The organism is Chitinophaga sp. 30R24 (assembly GCF_049056765.1).
Lineage (GTDB): Bacteria > Bacteroidota > Bacteroidia > Chitinophagales > Chitinophagaceae > Chitinophaga.
Genome location: NZ_JBJGXX010000016.1, coordinates 1 through 24,045, shown reverse-complemented (window position 1 = coordinate 24,045; position 24,045 = coordinate 1). Strand labels below are relative to the sequence as shown.

The 24,045-nt window shown below is 40.1% G+C and carries 20 protein-coding genes; 4 read left to right on the top strand and 16 right to left on the bottom strand.

Annotated elements, in window-relative coordinates; genetic code table 11:
- The first annotated feature begins 7 nt into the window (after positions 1–7).
- The gene (locus ACDQ55_RS20275) at positions 8–1,528 is read left to right on the top strand and encodes a DUF5689 domain-containing protein (RefSeq protein WP_420983464.1); all 1,521 of its coding nucleotides are present in this window, start codon (positions 8–10) and stop codon (positions 1,526–1,528) included.
- Between the two features lie 286 nt (positions 1,529–1,814).
- Positions 1,815–2,732 (top strand): terpene synthase family protein, encoded by a 918-nt coding sequence (locus ACDQ55_RS20270; protein ID WP_420983462.1) that lies wholly within the window; start codon positions 1,815–1,817, stop codon positions 2,730–2,732.
- 35 nt (positions 2,733–2,767) lie between these two features.
- On the opposite strand, the gene ACDQ55_RS20265 is transcribed toward ACDQ55_RS20270, so the two are convergent.
- The 13 genes from ACDQ55_RS20265 to ACDQ55_RS20205 form a co-directional block, all read right to left on the bottom strand.
- Positions 2,768–4,018 (bottom strand): WcaI family glycosyltransferase, encoded by a 1,251-nt coding sequence (locus ACDQ55_RS20265; protein ID WP_420983460.1) that lies wholly within the window; start codon positions 4,016–4,018, stop codon positions 2,768–2,770.
- A complete protein-coding gene (locus tag ACDQ55_RS20260) occupies positions 4,015–4,908 on the bottom strand; it encodes a glycosyltransferase family 2 protein (RefSeq protein WP_420983458.1) in 894 nt (297 codons plus the stop codon). Before ACDQ55_RS20260 ends, ACDQ55_RS20265 begins: the two co-directional genes overlap by 4 nt.
- A 64-nt stretch (positions 4,909–4,972) precedes the next feature.
- The gene (locus tag ACDQ55_RS20255) at positions 4,973–5,527 is read right to left on the bottom strand and encodes a hypothetical protein (RefSeq protein WP_420983456.1); all 555 of its coding nucleotides are present in this window, start codon (positions 5,525–5,527) and stop codon (positions 4,973–4,975) included.
- Positions 5,524–6,672, bottom strand: a complete 1,149-nt coding sequence (locus tag ACDQ55_RS20250; RefSeq protein WP_420983454.1) for a glycosyltransferase — start codon at positions 6,670–6,672, stop codon at positions 5,524–5,526. The genes ACDQ55_RS20255 and ACDQ55_RS20250 overlap by 4 nt, the downstream gene beginning before the upstream one ends.
- A gap of 79 nt (positions 6,673–6,751) precedes the next feature.
- Positions 6,752–7,813 carry a glycosyltransferase gene (locus ACDQ55_RS20245; RefSeq protein WP_420983452.1) on the bottom strand — a complete coding sequence of 354 codons (1,062 nt, stop codon included), beginning with the start codon at positions 7,811–7,813 and terminating at the stop codon, positions 6,752–6,754.
- A 48-nt stretch (positions 7,814–7,861) separates the two neighbouring features.
- Positions 7,862–9,229 carry a hypothetical protein gene (locus tag ACDQ55_RS20240; protein WP_420983450.1) on the bottom strand — a complete coding sequence of 456 codons (1,368 nt, stop codon included), beginning with the start codon at positions 9,227–9,229 and terminating at the stop codon, positions 7,862–7,864.
- Entirely contained in the window at positions 9,207–10,385 is a 1,179-nt protein-coding gene (locus ACDQ55_RS20235) for a glycosyltransferase (protein ID WP_420983448.1), read from the bottom strand. Before ACDQ55_RS20235 ends, ACDQ55_RS20240 begins: the two co-directional genes overlap by 23 nt.
- A 1-nt stretch (position 10,386) precedes the next feature.
- Positions 10,387–11,700, bottom strand: coding sequence for a hypothetical protein (locus tag ACDQ55_RS20230; protein WP_420983446.1), 1,314 nt, complete (start codon positions 11,698–11,700; stop codon positions 10,387–10,389).
- Between the two features lie 25 nt (positions 11,701–11,725).
- On the bottom strand, positions 11,726–13,249 hold the full coding sequence (locus tag ACDQ55_RS20225) for a lipopolysaccharide biosynthesis protein (RefSeq protein WP_420983504.1): 1,524 nt from the start codon (positions 13,247–13,249) through the stop codon (positions 11,726–11,728).
- 13 nt (positions 13,250–13,262) lie between these two features.
- Positions 13,263–13,502 carry a hypothetical protein gene (locus ACDQ55_RS20220; protein ID WP_420983444.1) on the bottom strand — a complete coding sequence of 80 codons (240 nt, stop codon included), beginning with the start codon at positions 13,500–13,502 and terminating at the stop codon, positions 13,263–13,265.
- Positions 13,503–13,536: 34 nt separating this feature from the next.
- Complete coding sequence (locus tag ACDQ55_RS20215; RefSeq protein WP_420983442.1) at positions 13,537–15,933, bottom strand: GumC family protein; 2,397 nt, start codon at positions 15,931–15,933, stop codon at positions 13,537–13,539.
- Positions 15,934–15,953: 20 nt separating this feature from the next.
- Positions 15,954–16,778, bottom strand: a complete 825-nt coding sequence (locus ACDQ55_RS20210; protein WP_420983440.1) for a polysaccharide biosynthesis/export family protein — start codon at positions 16,776–16,778, stop codon at positions 15,954–15,956.
- Positions 16,779–16,855: 77 nt separating this feature from the next.
- Positions 16,856–18,277, bottom strand: a complete 1,422-nt coding sequence (locus ACDQ55_RS20205) for an undecaprenyl-phosphate glucose phosphotransferase (RefSeq protein WP_420983438.1) — start codon at positions 18,275–18,277, stop codon at positions 16,856–16,858.
- A gap of 1,253 nt (positions 18,278–19,530) precedes the next feature.
- On the opposite strand from ACDQ55_RS20205, the gene ACDQ55_RS20200 reads away from it, so the two are divergent.
- Both ACDQ55_RS20200 and ACDQ55_RS20195 read left to right on the top strand, forming a co-directional pair.
- Positions 19,531–20,595, top strand: coding sequence for an SDR family oxidoreductase (locus ACDQ55_RS20200; RefSeq protein ID WP_420983436.1), 1,065 nt, complete (start codon positions 19,531–19,533; stop codon positions 20,593–20,595).
- Positions 20,596–20,919: 324 nt separating this feature from the next.
- Positions 20,920–21,078, top strand: coding sequence for a helix-turn-helix domain-containing protein (locus tag ACDQ55_RS20195; RefSeq protein WP_420983434.1), 159 nt, complete (start codon positions 20,920–20,922; stop codon positions 21,076–21,078).
- A 243-nt stretch (positions 21,079–21,321) separates the two neighbouring features.
- Here the strand turns inward: ACDQ55_RS20195 and ACDQ55_RS20190 are convergent, their stop codons facing one another.
- The 3 genes from ACDQ55_RS20190 to ACDQ55_RS20180 form a co-directional block, all read right to left on the bottom strand.
- Entirely contained in the window at positions 21,322–21,819 is a 498-nt protein-coding gene (locus ACDQ55_RS20190; protein ID WP_420983432.1) for a hypothetical protein, read from the bottom strand.
- A gap of 71 nt (positions 21,820–21,890) precedes the next feature.
- Positions 21,891–22,802 carry an RHS repeat domain-containing protein gene (locus ACDQ55_RS20185; protein WP_420983430.1) on the bottom strand — a complete coding sequence of 304 codons (912 nt, stop codon included), beginning with the start codon at positions 22,800–22,802 and terminating at the stop codon, positions 21,891–21,893.
- Between the two features lie 536 nt (positions 22,803–23,338).
- Entirely contained in the window at positions 23,339–23,500 is a 162-nt protein-coding gene (locus tag ACDQ55_RS20180; RefSeq protein WP_420983428.1) for a hypothetical protein, read from the bottom strand.
- Between the last annotated feature and the right edge of the window lie 545 nt (positions 23,501–24,045).

Genomic DNA, 24,045 nt, shown 5'->3' with positions numbered 1-24,045 from the left:
TAATCTGATGAAAAAATTAATTATAGCTTCCCTCTTCCTGCCGTTGCTGGCGTTTTTGTGGGGATGCGAAAAAGATAGCTATCCAGGTGGCGTAGTCAGTCCATATATCTCTATATACGACGTTAAAAATCTCTATAAGGGTAACGATGTTACGCTCAATAAAGACAATATGCTTGGTTCCCACAGCCTGGCAGCCGTAGTAGTATCTGATCATTCCGACGGTAACCTGCCAGCCGGATTGCTGGTAGTACAGGATGCCCGTCGTTTGTCTACACTCCGCGGTATCTCCATTCCATTAGGTGATGCAGCGGCACAATACGTACCAGGCGACTCCCTCCTTATCAATATAGAAGGCGGCGTATTAAAAAGAGTAAACGGTATCCTGGAAATCACTGGTGTGAAAAAAGAAGGGATTACCAAAGTAGCTGCTAACGTAACTATCCCGGTAAACCGCATCAATGCCGGCCAGATATTGGCTAATCCTGATGCATATGAAAGCACCTTGGGTGTTATTGTAAAAGGCGGATTTGATCCTTTGCCAGCTCCCGGAGAAAAATTGGGAGGCGACAAAACACTCAACGACGGATTTGGTAACATTGATCTGCATACTGAAGCAGTAGCTCCTTTTGCAGACAGCCTTTCTCCGGTAAGCGCGAACTATTATGGCATTACCTTCAATACCACTGCCGGCGACAAACTGGTACCACAGTTCCGTATGCGTACCAGCAAAGACTTTGTAGTGCTTAGCTCTGTTATTGAAATTGCGCCTGTATTGATCACCGGCTTTATGAGCGATGTAAAAGGCGGCGATGGTAACTATGAATACGTACAGATGATGGCCACCAAAGACATCGACTTCACCGTAACACCATATGCTGTAGTTATCTGCAATAACGCCAACGCATCTACGCCAACCGGCTATCCTGCCAAAGGATGGGCTACCGGTGATATGCGCACCTTTAAACTGAGCCTGATCCAGGGTAAGGTTACCAAAGGCCAGTTCTTCTATGCAGGGGGCGCTGGTAAAATGATCAATGGCGCCAGCTCTACCAGCATGACTTCCTCTGTTTGGGCACGGGCATTTGACTATACCAAAACCGGTGGCGATGGCTTCGGCGCTGCTACCAGTGGTTTGATGGCCAACAGCGGTAATGCCTTCGGGATGGCCGTATTCAGCGACTCCGCTGTAACAGAAGCCTCTAAGCCTGTAGACGTAATCTTTATTTCTACCGGTGGTAGCTTGTATACTGCAGGGCCACCAGAAAAAGGTTACCGCATCGCTAACAACGACTGGTACGACATTATCAATCCTATCACCCTGCAAAGCCAGCCTTTTTACAGATGTGGCTCCAACACAATCGCCATGATCTATAACACGGCCGACTTGGGTTACTTCAACATGCTGGGTGGAGAGTATAATCCGGCATTAGGCAAATGGTCTAAAGCCAGAACACAAACCAACGTATTATTAACAAAAACTTCCGCCCTCTCTGAGATTGAAGGAGAAGGCGCCACTCAGCTGAAATAATTAGCAGCTAATTAAACGCTAAAAAGCCCTTAGGAACTATTTATGGTTTCTAAGGGCTTTTTAGCGTTTAATAATAGGTTAGGTTAACGCAACACTATCGCAGAAAATATTGCTAATTTTACCTAGAATAACCCTTTACGTTTAATTTTGATGACGACCGCATATAAGGCCCGTTATCACTGCCACCCAGGTAGTTATTGTCTTTATACTTCCACCAGCCCCTAAAGCGTTAGCGCCACCAGACCGCAATGCTCCTGATTTAATGACCCTTTAATCATAGCCAATCATGACAAAGCCAACTATCCACTATGCATTCCCCCACCAGGTCAATAAAGATCTTACTGCTATCGTTGATAACGTAAACAGCTGTATTGACACGTATACTTTTATTCCATTACCGGTGAGGGCAGCTTTAAAAGCAGCCTCTTTTGGCAAACTGGTAGCTTTTATTTATCCGCATGCAGCCCCTGAGCTGCTGCTACCCTGTGGCAGGTTGGTGCTATGGATATTTATTTTTGACGACCTATATGGCCCCTTACCTGTGTCTGACCTTATACAAGTGCATGGAAAATTAACCGCGATATTAAATGGCGACCTTACTTATGCCAACGAACATATCATGCTCCAACATTTTGCTTTATCACACCAGGAACTATCTCCCTATATTACCCCTCTATGGTTGGAACGCTATATTGCCGACTGGCAGTATTTCTTTGAAGGCATGATACTGGACAAACAATATAGCTATCAATCAACAATTATCTATCCTTCCATCGAAGAATATATGATCTTAAGGGAAAAAGTAGGTGGCATTTATCCCTTTATCACCCTCTCAGAAATTATTGCTGGTTTTATCTTGCCACCTGAAATATTCAGGCACCCGGCTATACAACAGGCACGGCTAACCGTAAGCAAGCTGGTTACCTGGACAAATGATCTATTTTCAGTGAATAAAGAAAGGGAAAATAATGAAGCCATGAACCTGGTGGCGGTAATACAAAATGAACACGGCTGCTCCTGGGAGGAGGCTTATAATACGGCAATTAGTATGCACAATCAGGTATTAGCAGCATATATAACGCTGCGAGCCAGCTGGCCAAACTTCGGAGATTTTCATGCACGGGTGGAAACCTATATTTCCCTCCTGGAGTATATGATCAGTGGCAACCTGGCCTGGTATGCCGACAATCCGCGTTACCAATAAAACTAATTACAAAAGGGCTTAAAATGATTTATGCATCACCGTAAGGCAACAGATTCATCGTCACGCACTAAACGCAAAAGATCTGTTTCCAATCGGGCCATAATCTTTTCCTTGCTCAAATATTCCACTGCATATTGTCTGGCATTTTTACGATATTTTTCCAGGTCGGCGCCCAACGCTTCTTCAATGCCTTTTTTAAGTGCCGAAACAGATTCCGGCTCCACGATAATACCTACCTGATGCTCTTTTACCACTTCATACAAGGTGGTACCAGGAGAGGCAGTTACAATCGGGCAGCCCCCTGCAGAAAGTATGCCCGTTAACTTAGAAGGCATTACCAGATCGGAGGCTGATTTCTTTTGCAATACCAGGTGGATGTCTGCAGTGGCCAGCAGGGCTGGTAATTTTTCCTGAGGTTGTAATGGAAAAAAACGGATGTTATCCAATCCTGATTGTGCTACTAACTTCATCAACTTTCCTTTGCCACCACCGGCCCCACAAATAACAAATTGTACTTCCGGACGATGACTGAACTCCCTGGCCACCTCGACAATGCTTTCCAGTCCTTGTTTTTCTCCCAGGTTACCAGCATATAGTATCACTTTGTCTGTAACACTCAGATTAAACGCAGTACGCAAGGATGCTGCCTTGTCCAGCGGCTTAACCACCTTCTCATCTACCCAATTGGGTAACATCATCATACGCGCAGGAGGAATATCCTTTCTTATTATCTTCTGTTGCATACCCAAACTAATGGTGGATACAATAGTTCTTTGCAGGATAAACTTTTCCCCTCCTAACAATAGGTTCAGGAATGATTGATTACGTATCATACCCAGGTCTTTGGCTGCATCTATCTGCAAGTCCTGGATATGGCTGATCATAATAGATCTTTTAAGCCGGGCATACAGCAAAGGCAGAAATCCCAGATGAAAAGGTGGGGCAATACAAAATACAATATCAAATTTTTTTTGAAAAAATGTCTTACACCACAGCGGAAAAGCACTTGCCAGAAAAGAAAATTCATGTAGTATACGTTTTTTTGTATCAATAGCTGCAGGCACATATAAAGGGCAACGGTATACCCATACACCGTCAATATTCTCCTTATACCACTTTTTCCCTTTATAGGCGGGGTGTATCCTCCATTCGGGATAGTACGGCAATGCAGTAATAACTTGCACCTTATGCCCACGCGCAGCCAGCCAGGCACACATTTCAGCAGTATACTTTCCTATGCCGGTGAGCTCGGGAGCATAGTTGATACCATAAACTAAAATTCTCATCGATTAACTATTGATTGTTCTTCCTTTTTTCTATTGATCATCAAGGCGCTTTCTGATGTAGTTATTTCAGCGCTCTTCTTATATGAAAGGATCTCTCTGGTTTTTAATACGATAAAATATTCATAAGCGAATTGCAGGGCAGCATAGGTAAGGCCAGCCTTGCCATCTAAAAATGCTTTTCTTACAAATACCATATATATCCATTTAATCAAAGGCCTGCAGGGCATCTTATAAAACAAACCTTTCTGATGAAATCTTCTTTCCGTAAAATCTTTTGCAAACAATGCTTTTCGCCAGGAAAAATAAAAACAACCGCGTTGTTCTTCCACCCACCTCTCTGCCTCCATCGTAGAATATGTATTATGCTTTTCCAACCAATGCCTGTATCCCTTAGAAAATGGATAATGATCAAAATAGCCATCCAGTTCTTCAATCAGGCCATCTGCTTCAATCACTTCGTTAATTTCCCTATGGTAATATACCTTCCCCTTTTTTACTAAGCGGATGAAGAAAGGAGATAACTGCGCATATTTTAACCAGGAATGTCCCAAAAAATCCCGCCTTCTGATCCTGAAGCCGGCAACATTATCTCCAGCCCTTTTAATCCCCTCAATAATTATCCTATGCAATGCTATGGGGATGCGTTCATCCGCATCTAATATAAAAATCCAGTTATACTTAAAATCCAACGCCAGGCCGGCATTTCTTTGAGAGGCATACCCATCAAACATCCTTTGTGTGATAAAAACACCTTTCTCTTCAGCGATGCTGACGGTAGCATCCGAGCTATAGGAATCCAGCACATGGATATCATCACACCAACTTACCGACTCCAGACAACCCGGCAAATCCTGTTCTTCGTTTTTAGTGAGTATCAATACAGAAACCATATATTATTGGTTAAATAAAGTAACTTCTATCGAACATTAAACCTTGATTGCTTTTCAAAAATTTTTACCCCGGATAATCCATCACCACCCGTTTCTTTATATATTTCGCCGGATTTCCTCCTACAATAGTCCATGGTTCCACATCTTTAAACACTGCGGCTTTAGCACCTACTATAGCTCCCTCTCCAATCGTTACGTTACTCATAACAAATGCTTCTGCAGCAACCCAAACAAAATCCTTTATAACGATGGTACCTGCCACAAAAGGCACATTGATAGAATCCGTTTTATGGGTAGCGCTACACAAATAAGTTCTTTGGGAAACAGTTACTTTTTTACCAATAATGGTTTTACCAATATGCAGTTTAACCCCGGGGCCCAATGTAGATTGCTCTCCCATCCTAAGGTTCCAGGGCGCCGGAATGTAGGCGCTGGCATACACGGTGGTACATTTGTCTAACTGCGCACCAAAGAGCCTTAACAACAAAATGCGCCATCCATTAAAAACAGGTAATGAAAAAGGGATGAATAAAAACAGGGATACAATGTGCCAGACCAGTCTTCTCAACTTATCGGACATAGGAATATCATCTATATATGTAGGAATTTGTTGCATCATACTAACTTTTGGATCTCTGTTAAAAAATGGTTCACTGTATCCGTAATATGGAATGCCCGCATAAATGTTTCATAAGCGTTATCCGACATGACTGCATATGCAGTTTCAGTAATTGCATTCATCCTGACTAACGCGTCACCAATATTCACAGGCGCATTGTCTGTGATCACTATCCCTCCGCCACCCTGTTCAATTTCTCGCCAAATATTGACTTGTTTAGTAAGCATCACAGGCTTTTTACAGGCCATTGCTTCCACTACTGCCACCCCAAAGTTCTCATGGTAACTCGGTTGAATAAACGCTTTGCAACCATAAAGCGCACCCCATTTACTATGTCCGGATAACATACCCGGGAAATGCACTTTTTCATTATTACCCACGAGAGACATGATACTCTCCGCATATGCGGTATCAGTTGGCCCGGCAATTACCAAGTCAGGAAGATCCGGATATACGCCGCACAAATCTTTATAAGCCGTTACTAACTGGGCCATTCCCTTTACAGGATGAATACGACTCATAAATAGCCAGTATGGTCTATTATTCAAATGCCCGCAAAGCTGCTTAAAAGCTGTTTTCATGGCTGCAGTGTAAACAGGAGGATGAGCAATACCATTTCCAATATTGATTTCCCTTTCGGGTTTATATCCTTTAAATGTAGTACGGGCTTGTAACATTTCTTCTTCGCAGGTAAATAATAAAGCATCTACATTGTTAACAGACCTGTTTTCAATAAGCCGCCAAACAATTTCATTCCTCCATGCCTTCCATTTTCTTTCCTTTGCCTTTTGGAAATAAGGGGCTAACATGCCATGCGGCATTATAAAAAGCTTCGGAACACCTTTCTTCTTCCGGTATTTATTCCATACACGAAAGGAACCATAATTATTATAAAGCCACAAACCATGTACAATTACTACCTCAAAACGAAACATATTCTTCTCCAACCATGGCGCCAATCTTTTACAATAGGCGTATGGACTCATAGCTGGTCCAATAGCGTGAACAACGAATTCATCATCTCCCAGATAATCATCAGACGACAGATCAAAACATAATACCTCATGATGAACATACGCATGCTTATGAGATGCCTGAATAATATTACGTATAGTCTGGCAAACGCCGCCAGATTCCGGTTTCATGGATGATATAATATGAAGTACTCTCATTGTTTATTACCACATCATTCAAAGGTGAGCATTAATAACTTATTCCTTATTATCAACTGTTCATTAACGTTAAAGTATTATTAACCATATTATTCATCTGCAAATGCTGCTTTACATATAAATAAGCATTTCGCCCCATTCTGGTAATTTCTTCTGAAGTAAGTTGATTCAATTTATTGACTAAATCATTGGGATGATTAAAAATCAGTCCATTCTCTCCATCCCTCACATAACCATATTCAACACATTGTAAAACTGTAGATGATCTTTTGAAGGTAAAAACCGGTTTTCCATAGCTCATTGCTTCTACAACAGATAGGCCCAGCCATGCAGGTTGAAAATAAATATCTGCTGCATTGAACAACGCCGCCTTTGTTCCAGCGTCGTAAACCGCTCCAAAATCATACACATTATCAAATGTGGAGAAGTCTGGCTTAAAATCTCCGCTGCCTATTATAATAAAACCGAACTTTTCTTTATCCAGGCCCTTAACAACTTCTAAAAACAGGTCCATTCTTCTATCCAAAGTATTAAACCTCGCACATAGTATTAGTACGATTTCTTGCTTTACAGCTAACTGGTCTCTTAATTGCGCCTTACTATTATCAAGTAAAACCGGATCTTTGATCGCTACTGTATTATTAATAGCAACCATTTTTTTCTTTTCAAATTTCTTCTTCCAAATGTTCAATTCATTTGTAGTATAAAACATCGCTCCGGAAGAAAGTGCGATCATCCATTTTAATAATCTGTTCGGTTTCTCTGTTTCCTTCAAGTATCTTTTAATAGAAATTCCATGCCCCCATAGAATAATCCTTTTCCTGTGGAAAGGCCTTGTTAATAACAGCAGCCAGGTAGACAAATGTCCAACGTGTAACATCAATACCAGTACGCTGTATTTTTTATTTAAAAAAACAAATGGATTATAAATAACAACACCAGCACCTCTAACATTGCGGACAATACTGTAATTTATATCAGACTTCCCAAGTCCACTTTTACTATGTGCTGATTCAGGCAGATAACAATATATATCCATATCCAATTCATCACCCAGCCGCTCAAAGAAAGCGGTCCTGTAATGTGGTATTAATGGTTGTAGAATAGCTATCATTACTCCTACTTTTAAGGCCTATAATTGTAAATAAATAAGCTAAGGGGATTATGCGGTAACAAACTGAGAAACATCATAAGCGTATACCGATCGATAACCTTCATGTATAGAATCAAAGTTTACCATTTTTGAAGCAGGCATCCATCTGGGATGTAAGTCGCAATGCAACCCACTTCTTGTGAAAATAAGGTCTTCTATTGAAGATTTCTTCAATACTGATTTATCCAATAATTCAATTGTATTCATCACCTTGTTCATATCTGGCTTCATATGCAGCATTTCATAAGTACCAAGGTTTATTCTTGTTTGTGTGCTATGTTGAAATAAAAATAGTGTCCTTATCCCCTGCTTATCCGGGTAAGTATCACAGATCATCCAATCCCGGTTAACCGGGCAAAACATCGGATGGCCATCTTCCGTTATAATACCCTTGGCCAGGAAAGAATGACGGGGTTCATCTTCATCTGTAAAAACATGCCAGGCTAATGCGTCATGCATATTTGTTCGTGCCAGGCTATTATGCCGAATAAGGCGTTTAATCAATTTCTTGCTGACAGCAAGCGGTCCGGAAGGGAGCAATTTATACAATAACGAGTTCCTTAATCCTTCTACCTTTGTACCGAACCTGCCATAGATGGTTATTTCATGATCTGATTTCCAATCGAAATGGCTTAAAAAACCGGTTGCAATACAACGGAGCCCTTCCCCATCTACGCTTATTGTCATTAGCCTTGTGGTTTCTCCTCCATCTTTAAGTTTATATCTATGCAAAAAGGCAATTCTCCGTTCATTTGGGCTCAGTAGCAGGTGGGTGATATAATGGTTTGGGGAGATGCTCTCCTTTAAGCAAAAATTGGCCACTTCTTTGATGGATAACATCAGCTTGCCTGCTCCAGTGAAAACGTTATGTTTAAATATACCAGTATTATCAGGAGCAGGAAACCCGGCATACAGATCTTTTATACCACCATTATAGCCATATGCACCCAGTCTGAAAAGCCGGGCATAATCAATACCAAATGCCTCTCCTTCCTTTGTAATAACGTGTGTAGAAAACCGATGGGACGATTTCAGTTGTAACCGGTCTGTATCATAAATTTTTGACCCCCATTGTCCGTCTACAACATCGTTTACTATTAAGAGATTGCTATCGCCGATAAACTGCTGACGCGCTCCTTGCGGATAATTGTAGGCAAGCGTTTCACCAAGTTTAATAAACGTTCTATTCAAGTTTATAAACCCAACATCACAACTCATGTTACTGACTGGTGGAGTAGTAATATCTCTTATACGCAATGCGGCCATCTTATCTTCATTTCTGTTCCAGCAACTGATATCATGAAAACCGAAGAAATAGTTATAATCCTCAGTACGGTTTAACAAGTTTATTTCCTTATTCATAGTGTATTTCTTCATACCGAAATGTATTTTTCATATCTTTTGCTGAAAAACATTTTGTTACCCAGTAATTAAAATCCAGTGCTCTCTTTTCCCAACTATGTTGTTCCTTCACAGGATATACCTCTCTGGTAAGAGGGGTATTTTCCAGGTGTTGAATCAAATCGACTAATGTTTGAGGCTTTTCAGTTTCAAAGTAGTACCCATTTTCCTTAAAAATCTCTTGGGGTTCGCCAATAGCAGAGGTTAATATGGGCTTATCAAAAGGGAGATACATATATATTTTACTGGGGCATCTGGCCTTGTCCTGTACCGTATTATTTAACGGGGATATAAAATACTTAGCAACGCTGAAATAGGAGCTAAGTTCAATCTCCGGAATATATCCCAGGAATACAACATAGTTTTCCAAACGGTGGGCGGCAACATATTGTTTGGCTTCTTCCAGATGCCTTCCTCTCCCCATTAACAATAATAACAATTCAGGATTCGTTGCAGAAAGCGCCTTCATCGCCTCTAACATCGCAAACAAGCCATAGTTCTGGGTCATAGTGCCCATATAAAGCAACAATTTCCTTCCCTGATACCGTTCTATCAGTTGATCCTCTATCAGCTTGTATGAGGATATAATGTCATTATTAAACGCATAAGGAGAATAAAGTACAGGTATGCGCTTAAACATTTTTTTAGCCAGCTGCTTAAAATGTTTATCCAGGTATTTACTGGCGCAAAGTAAACCATCAGCATAAAGAATGCTATAGATTTCCAGTAAATAAAACCAAATCCTTCTTTTTAATGGCACCGATTTAATAGCAGATTGCAGTTCAGCATGTTCAATCAATAACTTAGGCTTTTTCATCAACTTCGACTTTAACAGCCTATTCCTGATACTAAAGGAGCAAAAATAAACGAAGTCGGGGTTGATCTTATTCACCAACGCTGTTTTTACAGCTGGTTCCTCCATAAAAGAACATGCCTTATAATATTCGATATGAATGGCGGGATCGCATTCCAATGCAATTCTGGTGCGATTTTCCTCACACTCCATCGCAATAATCGATACATCCCACCCCAGTTTATGCAATGGATTAGCCATACCCAAGGCCCGTTTCATCGTAGCAATCTGCGAAATATCGCCGATAGTCAGAAAAGTGATTTTTTTTCTATAAGACACCTCAAACAAGTTTAATTAATGATAATTTATGCTGTTCCTGATGTTGTAGTTGAATTGTTTTAGCCACTGCCTGGTGTCCTGCTACCACAAATGCGATAATAACCGCCAAATCAGTTTTTATTTCTGGCAACGGAGAAAAAAAGAAAACCCAAATACCATTTAATAAGCTGTAAACAAGAATGGGATAATAAGCGCTTTTTTGAAAATATGCATTCCTCAATAGCCTGATACTGCGATTAATAAACAAAACAAAGATGTACAAAACCGACAAGAGACCCATGACGCCAGCATTCATCCATGCACCGATCAGCACAGAATGAGAAGGTATAATAAACTGTCCGTTCATATTCTTTTCCAGAGCTAGAAACCGCTCATCCTCTCCATGTAGTTTAAGCATCATAAAAGTATAATAGCCAAGTGGATCCTTTGCCCAAGACCCTTGTCCAAAAATGGGTTTATCCAATGCTGCTTTCAGGCCCACAAAAAACTCGGATCTGCCTACCAGTATCAGATTCAGTGGATTGTACGAATTATCAGCCATTTTAATCTGCTTAACAGAATGTTCTCCTCCCATCTCTCCCTTTATAACACTTGAAACATATAAGGCGTATAATCCCTGGAAAACAAGCAAGGATAAGAACAGATAGGGTAACATTTTCCGGAGGGAAGTATTCCGCACATATGGCCGGCAATAAAGGATAAGCGCGCTCAGCATGAATGTAATGCCATTTGACCTGAAATCAAATGCCATGCAAAACAAGCCATACAATATAAATAAGATGATTACATTGAAGTATTGCTTTTGTGATTTTTGCAATAAATACCATGAAAAAATAAGTAACAAGGCATTGAGCATGGGAGCGATACGAAATTTAAAAATTCCCATATCCGACACCTCATATAAATCGGCAGCGGAATTAGATAAATTATTAGTGTCTCCCAACAGAACATACCGAAGTACGCTTCCTAATAAAAAAAGTATAAAATACTTTGGGTTCCGGTTAAAGAGGCCTATAAAAAAAACCGTCACTAATATGGCCATTAAAATATTTGCCCAACCACGTGCCATATCGACAAAGTCTGAGTGATTTATCCAGTCGCTCATCATCTGCGCCAATAAAAATACCAGATAGGCAATAGCTATCTTTTTTATATCAGCAATAGTAACAAACAATCTTGTTGTTTTCTTAAAATCAAGAAAGCTGAATAGCACAACAAAATCACCTACTGCAAATTGGCCTATCAGATTGATCCTAAAATAAGAAAGAATCGGATAGAGAAAAGCAATGATATAGTAAACCTGTTTCCTAGTCACATTGAGTTAATTTCTTTCTGGATGATTAATATGTCAATTTATATCTCTTTATAAAAAAACTTATTTTCTGAATAGCAACAGACGGCATTTTGTTCCAGAAGCGAATCATATTTATAAAAAGAAATAATTCAGCTATTGCCAGTACATATAATTTAGCATTATCGAAATATACAAACCCTACACAGGAAAACGCAGTAATCAGTAAAGAGACGATACAAATCTGATGAAGGTAATCCGGGAATGTTAGATGGTTAGCTATCATCCATTTTTTTGCATTTTTGAAATAACCGATAGCCGCCACCACTTCTGCCAGAAATAGGGCAATACCAACCCCTAATATGTTCAAAAAAGGCATTAGCAAAAGCAGGCTCCCCATCAATGTTGCAGTAGATAAAAATCCGACGACTATCTGTATTTTTAATAAATTATTGCCTTTTATCACCGTCATTCCTGGTTGGGCTATGGCATAAACTAATACTCCCATAGATAAAAAGGCAAATAATAAAGGATTAAAAGTGATCTGCCCTTTTGTCCATAAATGAAACAACCCAGGTGCAGCATACTGTAGTAAAACAATGCCAGGTGCAAGCAAGGCGGTTAATATAAACCAAACCAATCCCAATGAAGCATCTATTTTCTCCTGTTCTTTTTGTTTCATGAAACGCATTAATTCAGGCAACAATGGATTGGAAATAGTGGATAAACCCTGCAAGGCAATATTAGCTCCTGTACGCATAGTAGAGAATGCAGCCAAACCAGAGGTGCCTACAAATGGTGTTATCACCAATCTAACGCCCTGTTGCCGGAAGGTTTCCAAAAAAGTATTTAATGAGAAAAACAAAGACGTTATAAAATTCCGGAAGCCCAATTTCAGGTTCGCTGCCGTTAACGCCACTTTCACTTTTCTTAGCAGCAGGAAAATATTGGCCAGTTGAAAGAGGCTAAACAATGCGACTGCAACAGAAGAATAAATAACCGTTTGCAACAAATCACACCCCATCATTACAGCAACGATTGATACGAGAATATTTATACAGGTAGAGATAATATTTAACCAGATATAACGGGGAAAATATCCATAATTAAATAAAAACCTGTACAACAATGCTACATTACTGTTAAAAACCGACCATAGCAGCATCTGAATAACTAAAGACAATTTAGCCTGGCGGAGCAATTGCCAGGAAACATGTCTGTATTCTCCAAATAGTGCATCAACCAAGTTGCTCTTTACCAGCACGCCAATCACCAACAACTCCGTTATGCAAAGGATGGTATTCATTAATATGCCCGACCATAATAACTTAGATAAAAAACGTTTTTTACGGTTATCGGTTCTCAGGAATTCATACGTCAAATAATCAATATGTCCACGGTCTAACGTAGTCAGTATATTTATAACAGACGAAATTAAAATCCAGGCGCCATAAGTATTTACGGTCCAATATTTTAAAAATACCGGTACCAGGGCAATCTGGAATACCAAAGTAACCAGTATATTTATCCAGGAAGCAGCGCTACCTGATATAATACGTTTTGCAGAAGACATGTTGCTCGCAAGTTTATTTATAATTCAGGTAATACCCTTCTGCTTTCATTAAACTGGGCGCCAATTTTATATCAAACCGCTTTGGCGTATAATTAAGCGCCACTTTGCCTCCCATCTTCATCAAACGTACATGATGATCAATAAATACCGGTAGTCTCAGTGCTGTTTTAAAAGGGAAGTAATAAAAATTAAAATATATGGTCTTGGGTAAAGACCTTAGCAACCGGAAACCTCTTTGTAAAATATTTTCCATTATTTAAATATTGACAATGACCAATAGCAGGCTATTACGATTTGCTTCCAAAGAAATGCTTCATGCTTCTTTTCTTTATATGCTCATCCTCAACATAATCACCATAACCATATTCATTACCGTAACCATAGCCATAATATCCGCCGCTGTATTTCCCTTGCCGGATATCGTTAACTACCAGGTTCAGACGCGGCATTTTACCTGCTTTATATAAAGCATTTACCAGGCCTACCTGTTGCTTACGTGTATAATTCATCCGTACAATGTATAGCGTAGTATGCGCATAGGCACTCAACAACTGCGCATCTGTAACCAGATTAGGAGTAGTATCTATAATCACATAATCAAAATCTTCCTTCAGTTTATCTAGCAGTTGAGATGTGCTTTCCTGTAATAACAATTCTGCGGGGTTAGGAGGAATAGGACCCGACGAGATAAGATATAAGTTACGATGTATCCCTGATGGTTGTATAATTTCTTCTGCAGTAGCCAAACCCACAGCATACTGACTAAAGCCTTTATCTGGCTTGATTCCTAAAGATGTGAATATCTTTGGTTTACGTAGATCCAGCTCCATGAGCACCACCCGTTTGCCAGCTATTGCCAGTATGGTGGCCAGATTAGTGGAAATAAAAGACTTTCCCTCTCCGCTAATACTGGAAGTAACCATCACCACATTATCATTCTTTTTGGTCAATAAGAATTGTAAACTGGTACGTAGTGCCCTAAATTGTTCAGATATTGATGCCCTGGACCTTGCCGCAACCACAACAAATTCTGATCCGTCGCTATGGCCAATTTCTCCAATAATGGGTACACTAGTAATGGCCTCAATATCTTTTTTCTCGGATAAACGCGTATTGAGTTTATCCTTGGCATATACTATCAGAAAGGGAAGTATCATCCCTCCCAATACAGCCAGTGCCAGTATTAACCGTTTTTGCGGCTGAAATGGTAAGGGGTCTGACTGGGCCGCATCGATGATACGTATATTCGCCACAGTAGAAGACCTGGAGATCGCTGCTTCTTCCCGTTTCTGCAGCAAGAAGAGATATAGCTCCTGGCGGATAGCTTGCTGCCGGCTATAATCGAGATAGACCCTTTCTTTAGCAGGTACCCGCCGGATCTCTGCCTGGAGGTGTCCGGCATTCCCCCTGAGGGAGGCTAACGCTGTTTGGGCGCTACGTTTTACAGAAGCAATACCATGTAACATATTTCCACGGAGTACTTTCAATTGCTCGTCGATATTTATCACCACCGGGTTACTTTCCGTAGAACTCAATAATAACCGGGTCCTTTGCATCAGCAACAGGTTATATTGTGAAATAACCGCCGAAAGCGTAGCATCCTGCACTATCAGGGAAGCCGGCACTACTCTGGGATTATCGATATTATCCTGTAAATAATTTTCGAGTGATTCGATCACATTCAACTGCACTTCCTGGTCTGCCATTTGTTTAGTATAGTCTCCGGTGTTAATGATCAGTGCTTTTGCCTGTTCACCCAAATCAGCCAGTTCATTACGTTGTTTAAAATCCTGTATTTGCTTTTCTATATCCTGTAACTGGTCTCCCACCACCACCAGGCGCGTATCAATAAATGCCATTGTACTATCTGCAATGCGGTTATTATCATCTACATTAGCCTGCATATATTCTTTAATCAGCCTGTTAACAACCACTACTCCTTTTTCCGGAATGGAAGCAGGTAAACTCAGATTAATTGTACTTACCTGCTTATTAGGAATCGCTGCATCCAGCATATTCATATAATTCCTGGTAACAGCGGCAGGTGTAAAAACAGCAACCCCGTATAACTTTTCATATGCTCCTTTAAAATCATGGTTGAGCTCCAACAAAGCTTTCCCCACCGATAGCAGCACTGTATCCTGCCATTTTGCATCATAGACATGATTCTTTTCTTTTAAAGTGATCCCCGTTTTATGAATACTCACCTCACAGGAAAAAGTACCGCTATTCAATAATGAATCATTAAACGAAAGAAAATGCAGTTTGAATGGCACCTGTTTGCCATATATCTCTACCGCCTTCAACGGTTTTCTAACCTCATAAACTACGTTTAGTTGCAGGTCTTGCACTACCTTATTCATAAGGGTATAACTCTTAACAATTTCCAGTTCATTATCTACATTACTGGTACCTGATAGTAACCCTATGTTCTTTAACATAGACATATCCCCTGATCCATTCCCTGTTTTAGAATCATCATCTTTAATAAGAATTTTGGCGTTGATTTTATATACCGGTATAGCAAAATAAAAGTAGATAAATGCCAGTACTCCTGACATCAATACACAAAGGATAATCCAAGGCCAAAGGCTATAGGCCTTTCTAACAACTTTACTGATATCCATTTCACGCTCACTTCCATTCAAATCCCATTCGGTTAAAGGGGTTATATTCTGTTGCATATTTGTTCAATAAATTATGCTTACTTAATCCTGGTTACGATAATTACCAATAATGATAGTACAGATGTTATAATGGCATACGTTCGGGCCATACCAGCGTCGTTGGCTGCTGCTTTTCCTTTTCCTGGCTGCACATATATTACATCTCCCTGACGCAGATAGAAATAAGGAGAAGTGAACATTTCTGTATCATTCAGGTCGAAGCGCACCATTTTTTGTTGGCCATTTTCCTGCCGGACCAATACCACATTTTTTCGCATACCAAAAACAGTCATATCTCCCGCCAATCCTAATCCATCCAGCACAGTAACTTTTTCTCCACTGATATAGTAAGCGCCTGGCCTGGCCACTTCTCCAAGTACTGTAATCTTAAAGTTGACAATTCTCACATTTACCACTGGTTCTTTATAATATTTCAAAGCGTGTCGTCTGATTTCCTCCCTCGCCTCTGCAGTAGTGAGGCCTCCCACTTTGATTTTACCTGCCACTGGCAATTCCACCATGCCGTCATGATCTACCAGATAACCCGGTTCCTCTTCGTAGCGCCTATCTGGCGAAGTATTCATTGGCGAACCGGCAACAACGCTATTTTCATTTCCTGTATAAATCAAATTACCCATATCCGGGTCTATCGTCTGAATAGTAATTTTTAGTATATCGTCTGGCTGTATCCTGATTTCTTCATAGGGCACCAGCGGCACTGGCACACCTTTCTTATAGACATAACTACTATCAGTAAGGTTCTTGAAATAGGGAATGGACTTATAACTGGCACATGAACTGCATAATAACAACAGGCACAAAAAGGACAACAAAAATATAGACGGCATCTTAATTACATTCATCAATATGTGGCTTTTTAAACAATTATATTCATAATGAAGGGGCATTTCCCATATACATATATGTTAGCATCTGATACTTAGAACGCTTTATTATCTCCTCTTATAATATTCCATATCGTGAGAAAAACAATTTTCAAATCAAACAAAAGGGACCAATGTTCGAGATAATAAACATCTGCCTCCAGGCGGTTTTTCATGTCTTCCGTATTACGGGTTTCTCCGCGCAGGCCGTTTACCTGCGCCCACCCGGTAATACCCGGTTTCAGGAAATGGCGTACCATAAATTTTTCAATTAAAGCAGCATACTCTTCGGTATGCCTCAACATATGGGGGCGGGGTCCTATCACCGACATATTACCTACCAGCACATTAAAAAACTGGGGGAATTCATCCATGCTGTTTTTGCGCATAAAGGCGCCAATGCGGGTAATGCGGGCATCTCCCCGTACTGCCTGGCTAACATCCGCAAGTTCATTGATCGTCATACTCCGGAACTTCAAACAATAAAAGGGTCGATTGCTTCTTCCAGACCTAAGTTGTTTAAAGAACACCGGACCTTTAGACTCCAGCTTTATCAACAATGCGAGAATAGGCGTAAGCCAACTCAGCACCAATACAATCACTAATATGGAAAATATAATATCGAACAAGCGTTTAATAGCGGCATTCTGCATGTTTTCCAGAGGCTCTTTACGGCTGGTCATCACCGGTATATCATCTATCATTTCCACATTCATAGACCCCTGAAAATATTCATAATAGTCTGGCACTATTTTTACGCGGATCAGATTACGGTCTGCTTCATGCATCAGCATCGTTACATTTTCCTTACTCACCCCCGGCATGGCGCAATAAATTTCGTCTACCCGGTTACTACGGATAAAAGGTATGCAGTCGCTGGTGAGCCCTTTATACAACGTGTCTTCTTCCCTATGCAAGGCTGCCGAATGATAATCATGGAAAACCCCCGTAATTTGGTAATCGGCGGCAGCATTTGCAGGTAATAATCTGGACAGTGCCCTGGAATGGGGATTTTTGCCGATCACAATCACAATGTTCCGTTTATTATGACCAATACGCTGGCGGACTATTTTCCTGCCGCTAAGTAAAGCCAGACGGTTAACAAGTAATGCTGTTGCAAAAAGCAATGCAGCAATAGCATAAAAATAAAATAACCGGACACGTATCTCACTAAAGTAATCATTCTGCAATGAGATCATGAACACCACCCCTAAACAGCATGTATATACCAGGAAGGCCTTAAAAGTATGGCCAAAAATGGCGATAGAATTACGGTGTTGATAGCCATCATATATTTTAAAATATGACACAGCAAACAACCACCATAAATTTACGATGATCAGGTAAGGTAAAATTTGTTTAAACAATGCTGGATTATTGCCTAAAAGAACATAATAAGACAATAACAAGGACATATTCATTGTAAGTATGTCCAGGCTAATATTTACCCAACTAAGTAGGCGTAAGACTCTCCGCATAGTTATACAACTTTAGAGATTCGAAGCAGGCAACATTGACTACTTCAGTTACATTACATCTTGTCGATCATAAAAGTGAGCAGGGCGATCCCGGAAAGACGATGGCAATACTTTCCCTCCAGGCCTTTCAGCCTGTTTTAATCGTAAAAAATGTAACTAGTAATTAACGCAGTAAATTCGCTATACTCACCTAAGATTAAGGTCCATATTGAGATGCACCAAAATGGTTTCCTGTAAATTTACCCTGTACAAGATGTTGCACTCCTGTAAGCGGCTGTATAGACGAGGGATACAGCAATCGGGTAGATACAGATGCGATCACAAATCTTTGGTTGCTTATTCCTTTTGTTAGTCATAGTGAATACGGATAACCTTATTAAAATGCATACACTCCAGGGGAAGCATATACAATGTTTCAAATTTCAATATTCCAGTATCATAATCAATTGACATACTATTTATTCCATTCAACATTCATGCTGTATTTTTGAGGTTAATATACATACGCGCTGTATCTTCACATTACCACGTTGCCTACACAAAATGGGGACATCATTATTGCAATGATTGCATTCATTTCGTATACAGAGAAACAGTACGCCGGTAGTATCATGCTTACCATCTCTAATAACAGAAACGGTGCATTTTATTATTAATTTGTAAGATTTATTAATGCATAGTCGCGGGTTACGTTGGGTGTATCCAGTATAGCGGATACCTTGCCTCTAAGGTTTATAATAATGGCTATTATTTGAAATTCACACTACATCACTCTTCCATTGGCGTAAATTTCTTTTTAGCTCATTTATACCTAAATTGTGAACGTAAATTATTTATGCAAAAATGCACTCTAATGTGTTGGGGAGGCTATGAGGTTGTGTACTTCTTTTAATGTGTTATACAACAAGCTTATATCGACTTATTGGGTATAACTTATGAAGTTGCTAATTTACAAACAAACATCGTAAAATTATATTGTATTACAAAAAAAACTTTTGATCAGTTTATTTCGATTCCTTATCTTCTATAATGAATAAGTGAAGTTTCCCTGTATTACAATAGCCCATATTTTATTCCAGGGCTGCCGTTCCTACCTCTGACACAATATTGAACTTCCCAGCAAAGTAATTCCGTCTTTTAAACAAAGTATTTTTCTAATATACCAATGAACTTTGTGCACTCAAAAAGCTTTAAGTATTATCAGCCCTCATGCTGAAAAATACCTATTGAATTAAATTATCAATTTTAATTATATGGCAACTAATAATGCAAACAAACAATTAGTACTCGTTACAGGCGGTTCGGGATTTGTTGGCTCACATTGTATCCTTCAGCTACTTCATGCAGGCTATCGCGTGCGGACCAGCGTACGTTCGCTTAAACGCGAGGCTGCCGTGCGCGCTATGCTGCGGGCCGCGGGCACTGAAGCAGGGAATAATCTCTCATTTGTAGCTGCAGACCTCCTATCGGATACCGGCTGGGCAGCAGCCGTTGACCAATGCAATTTTGTATTACACGTTGCCTCGCCCTTTCCCACAGATGCCCCTAAGCATGAAGAGGAGCTAATTAATCCTGCCCGCGAGGGCACCTTACGCGTACTGCGGGCCGCCCGTCAGGCAGGCGCAAAGCGCGTAGTAATGACCTCCTCTTTTGCAGCTATCGGCTACGGCGCCATCCCCACCGGCCGGCCTTTCAACGAGCAGGATTGGACCGACCCTACTAGTAAAAACATCAGCGCCTACGTAAAATCCAAAACACTGGCGGAGCGCGCAGCCTGGGATTTTATTGCGCAAGAAGGCGATGGCCTGGAGCTATCAGTGGTAAACCCTGTAGGTATATTCGGTCCTATATTGGGAGCTGATTATTCTGCCTCTATTCAGCTTGTCAGAAACATGCTGACCGGCAGCATGCCAGCCTGCCCACAGTTATCTTTTGGCGTAGTAGATGTTCGGGATGTAGCTTCCCTACACCTTCTTGCCATGACCCACTCTGCCGCCAATGGCGAACGACTGTTGGCTATTACCGGAGATTGTATCACCATGCACGATCTGGCAATGATATTGAAAACAGGAATGGGAACTGCCGCCTCCCACGTTCCCACTAAAGTACTACCCAACTGGCTGGTGCGCGCCTCTTCCTTATTTAAGCCAGCACTCAAAGGCATAGTACCGGAATTAGGTAAAATAAAACATGCCAGCAACGAAAAAGCACAACACCTGCTCGGCTGGATACCGCGCTCAAAAGAAGATGCGATCATCTCTACCGCAGAAAGCCTGATGCAGTTTGGTTTGCTTAAAGGCGCCGGAAGTTCTTTGTGATGCAGGTATTATTTTGGCCAAACTTGGATACTTTTTGCTATTACCTTTGCTAGATGACCAGTGTATGGATTCATAGTTTAATCCCTTGCTCTATTGATCCTCGGGTATGAAAATAATCACTAGCAGTATGCTTATCATTTATTTCAGCACTTTGATCAAAAGTGACAAATCTCGACTCCCTAGTGGCCTAGTTTTAGGGGAAGCCGACAATACAACATCTGACTTTTTTAAACAAATTTATTTGACTTTTTACATTCAAATATGAACGGTGTTTTTGCAATAACAGTTAAATAACAGGCTTTTTGAGCCATAAATAACCCAAAAATGAACAGCTTTGGTAAAAAATTAAGAGAGTGTAGAGAAGCCAAAGAGCTTTCACAGAGCGATCTTGCCAAGCTTCTTAATACCAACCATTCTATTATCGGTAAATATGAGCGGGATGAAGTAAAGCCTACTATCGATGTGGTAGCGCTTAGCCGATGAGCTGGAGACTACTGTGGGATTTCTTTTAGGGGAGACTAAGCAGGTTAATATACTCAAAGATCCTGCTATGCTTAAAAGACTTAATGATATTGATGCGTTGCCCGATACAGACAAACAACACATCCTATATGCTTTAGATGGCTTGCTGCGTGATGCTAAAGCAAGAGTAGCTTATAAATAGTAAAACCAGCCATGTTGGCTGGTTTTACTATTTATGAAAGAGATTTACTGTATGCCCAAAAATCAAAGTAATCGCCTAAAAAAAAGTGTACAAACAATTGAGTTTTCATTATTATTAAACACTAAATTACATTCATCATAATCTTTCAAAAAATCTATCATAATTAAAACTTTCCTTTTGCTGAATTCAATTTTAGAATTCTCTATCTTTTTCTTTAATAATCTTATGTCATCCGGATTCAAACCAATAGTTTCACCCCAATAACCAATATTACCCAGAACAAACTTATAATTAAAGTCTCTATCTGTAGAAAAATAAAAATCAGATGGCATTTTAACAAACGAATAGGAACCATTTAGCTCCCCATCATGAACAACCTTATACTTAATATTTAAATACGTTTCGTCATTTAAAAGAATAGAATAAATTTTGCTCTTAATATTCCCACTCTTAAATTTTACATTTTTCAAACTCTTAATTTGCTTTTCATCTGATAAATCCTGAGATATACAATTATGTGCAATGAAAAACAGTAAACAAAAAAACAAAAAATTCTTCATGATTAATCTTTTAATAAAAACGTTTATCTTTTTTTTGTATAAATTCAACTTATAACTCTGAACCAATTTTATTATGTCACTTCGGGTTTGCTATCTTTAGCTGCTGGCTGCTTTGATTCAGGGATAGGACTATCAATCATTCTTTTAGGGAAAATCTGCAAGGGCCTAATATCATTATTAGGCAACATAAACGGAGTAACAGGAGTTGTCTCATTTGATGAATCGTCACCTGATGGCCCAGTTCCTTTACTCTTAATCTCTAGATGAAAAGCAGCCTCCCCGCTATTGTTCTGAGGATTCAAAAATTTTGAAACTACCCCCTCCTTCTCCAATTTTTCAATGTATGATTTTAGTTTTAAAACCTCTCCCGACGTTAAATTTGAATGCAAAGAATTTATCCCAAAATCTACTGCATTCATTTCTTTAGGGTCTCGTGTATGGGTAGAAACTTTGTCAGGACCAACTTCCATAACTTTATCATACATAGCTGTTTTTATTTGCTCATCAGATGCGCCTTTCTTTTTCATTTGTCTATAAACTGCAATAACAGCACGTCCTCCAGCACCATAAGAAGACGACTTACCGTTTTCAAGATTGTTAAACATTACCGTTGCCTGTTCCATTGGTGTTCTCCCTGTACTTGTAATTGTCATTTGTTTGACGTTCATATATTGCATAATATTATTAAGAACATCTACTGCATTTTGAGACAAAACCTGAGGTTTAGATGTGTTCCCAACAAATACAAATCGTCCATCTATGGGTCCCATACCTTCCAAATCCAAATTCAATATTGGATTATTTCCTGCAAATAAATAAGGAGAATAATAGGGATATGAAGCACTTAAAGGATCTATACTCAAGAACCTTCCTATCCTCGGATCATAAATCCTCATCCCATAATCCTGCTGATTCCCTTCCCCCTTCACCTCATTGTCATTCTCCTTCCCATTAAACCCATAACGATAATTACCCCCACGCATCCATCTCCGCGGCCTCACCTGCCATCCGCAACCTGGCGTCTACTCAAAGAACTCCCATAAATATATTACTTTTTATTTCATCTGTTTTTTTTCAATTGAAAAAAAATAAACGCGCGAGCATCGTTTTCCGTTGGGGTTGTTGCCGTTACGAGGCCACCAGCCTTTGACTGTAACTGAACACTGTTCTTTTCTATTTAAATGTATCCCGGGACATGCCCCGGATAACTATTGACCTTTCATAAATCCCGCAACTGTTCCAGTGCACGGGCGTATTCCATACGCGTGAACCAGCGATCTTCTACTCGTTTCTTTTCTTCCAGCTCTATGATAGCACAACTGTTGCAATGACATTCCAGACGAGGAGAATAATGGAACACACTTCCACACTCCTGACACGTAAATGTTCCGTAATCCATTACCAATGAGGGATCAGTAAACCATAATAATAATTCCATGATAAAAATATTAAAGGGGTAAAAAAAATGCCTGCCAAAGCAGCTTTTTAAAAAACCGGGGCTACCACCCCGGTAACAATTTTAATTAGATAGCGATCCATAGCGGATTAGCACCTCCTGTATGCTACTCCCACTACATAAAATATTTTCCTCATAATCCCGTAAAAACGCAGCGTCATCAGCTGTGCTTACACTCATAATCTTCATTGGTTCTTCTTCTGTTTTAATAATGTAGTAATTCATAACTCTTAAAATTTTGATGGTTAAAAAAACGCCTGCCGGGTAGCAGCTTTTAAAAGAAAAAAGAGAAAAAAAGAAAGCCATCTCCTCAGCCACCGGTGATTATCGAACCAAAAGGAAACGGAATAAATGCGTGGATTACCTCAGCTGATGGATTGATGTCGCTGGTGCAGGATACTCGGCTGATGGCTTATTCTGTCGCTTTATGCCGTAGTCTTTTGGTGAGATAATCTTCCGGGTGCTATCTTTGCTTTCTTCTTTTTCTTTTTTTCTTTTAAAGGGTGATCTCCTAACCCTATTGACTACACTAATCTCCTCCTTAATCTCCCCTCCGATCTACCAGGTGGGCATCAGGGGACTGAGGTCGGGTTGCTATAATCTCTGAACTTAATCGACGCCCTGCCGCCCCCACCGCCATTCCCCCCTTGTCTTGTCCTGAAATAGGTTTACACAAAAAATGTAAAAAATGAAGAAAATCGTCAAACTTAAGAACGGTTACTATCTGGAAAGTGACAAGCATCTTATTATTCAGGCCTATTTGAGTTCAA

Bases quoted from the DNA above. Each gene is read 5' to 3' on its own strand.
- ACDQ55_RS20205 (WP_420983438.1), bottom strand. From the start codon at position 18,277: ATGCGGAGAGTCTTACGCCTACTTAGTTGGGTAAATATTAGCCTGGAC.
- ACDQ55_RS20220 (WP_420983444.1), bottom strand. From the start codon at position 13,502: ATGGAAAATATTTTACAAAGAGGTTTCCGGTTGCTAAGGTCTTTACCC.
- ACDQ55_RS20270 (WP_420983462.1), top strand. From the start codon at position 1,815: ATGACAAAGCCAACTATCCACTATGCATTCCCCCACCAGGTCAATAAA.
- ACDQ55_RS20180 (WP_420983428.1), bottom strand. From the start codon at position 23,500: ATGAATTACTACATTATTAAAACAGAAGAAGAACCAATGAAGATTATG.
- ACDQ55_RS20250 (WP_420983454.1), bottom strand. From the start codon at position 6,672: ATGAAACCGGAATCTGGCGGCGTTTGCCAGACTATACGTAATATTATT.
- ACDQ55_RS20215 (WP_420983442.1), bottom strand. From the start codon at position 15,933: ATGCAACAGAATATAACCCCTTTAACCGAATGGGATTTGAATGGAAGT.
- ACDQ55_RS20245 (WP_420983452.1), bottom strand. From the start codon at position 7,813: ATGATAGCTATTCTACAACCATTAATACCACATTACAGGACCGCTTTC.
- ACDQ55_RS20185 (WP_420983430.1), bottom strand. From the start codon at position 22,802: ATGCGTGGGGGTAATTATCGTTATGGGTTTAATGGGAAGGAGAATGAC.
- ACDQ55_RS20260 (WP_420983458.1), bottom strand. From the start codon at position 4,908: ATGGTTTCTGTATTGATACTCACTAAAAACGAAGAACAGGATTTGCCG.
- ACDQ55_RS20225 (WP_420983504.1), bottom strand. From the start codon at position 13,249: ATGTCTTCTGCAAAACGTATTATATCAGGTAGCGCTGCTTCCTGGATA.
- ACDQ55_RS20265 (WP_420983460.1), bottom strand. From the start codon at position 4,018: ATGAGAATTTTAGTTTATGGTATCAACTATGCTCCCGAGCTCACCGGC.
- ACDQ55_RS20190 (WP_420983432.1), bottom strand. From the start codon at position 21,819: ATGAAGAATTTTTTGTTTTTTTGTTTACTGTTTTTCATTGCACATAAT.
- ACDQ55_RS20255 (WP_420983456.1), bottom strand. From the start codon at position 5,527: ATGATGCAACAAATTCCTACATATATAGATGATATTCCTATGTCCGAT.
- ACDQ55_RS20200 (WP_420983436.1), top strand. From the start codon at position 19,531: ATGGCAACTAATAATGCAAACAAACAATTAGTACTCGTTACAGGCGGT.
- ACDQ55_RS20240 (WP_420983450.1), bottom strand. From the start codon at position 9,229: ATGAAGAAATACACTATGAATAAGGAAATAAACTTGTTAAACCGTACT.
- ACDQ55_RS20210 (WP_420983440.1), bottom strand. From the start codon at position 16,778: ATGAATGTAATTAAGATGCCGTCTATATTTTTGTTGTCCTTTTTGTGC.
- ACDQ55_RS20275 (WP_420983464.1), top strand. From the start codon at position 8: ATGAAAAAATTAATTATAGCTTCCCTCTTCCTGCCGTTGCTGGCGTTT.
- ACDQ55_RS20195 (WP_420983434.1), top strand. From the start codon at position 20,920: ATGAACAGCTTTGGTAAAAAATTAAGAGAGTGTAGAGAAGCCAAAGAG.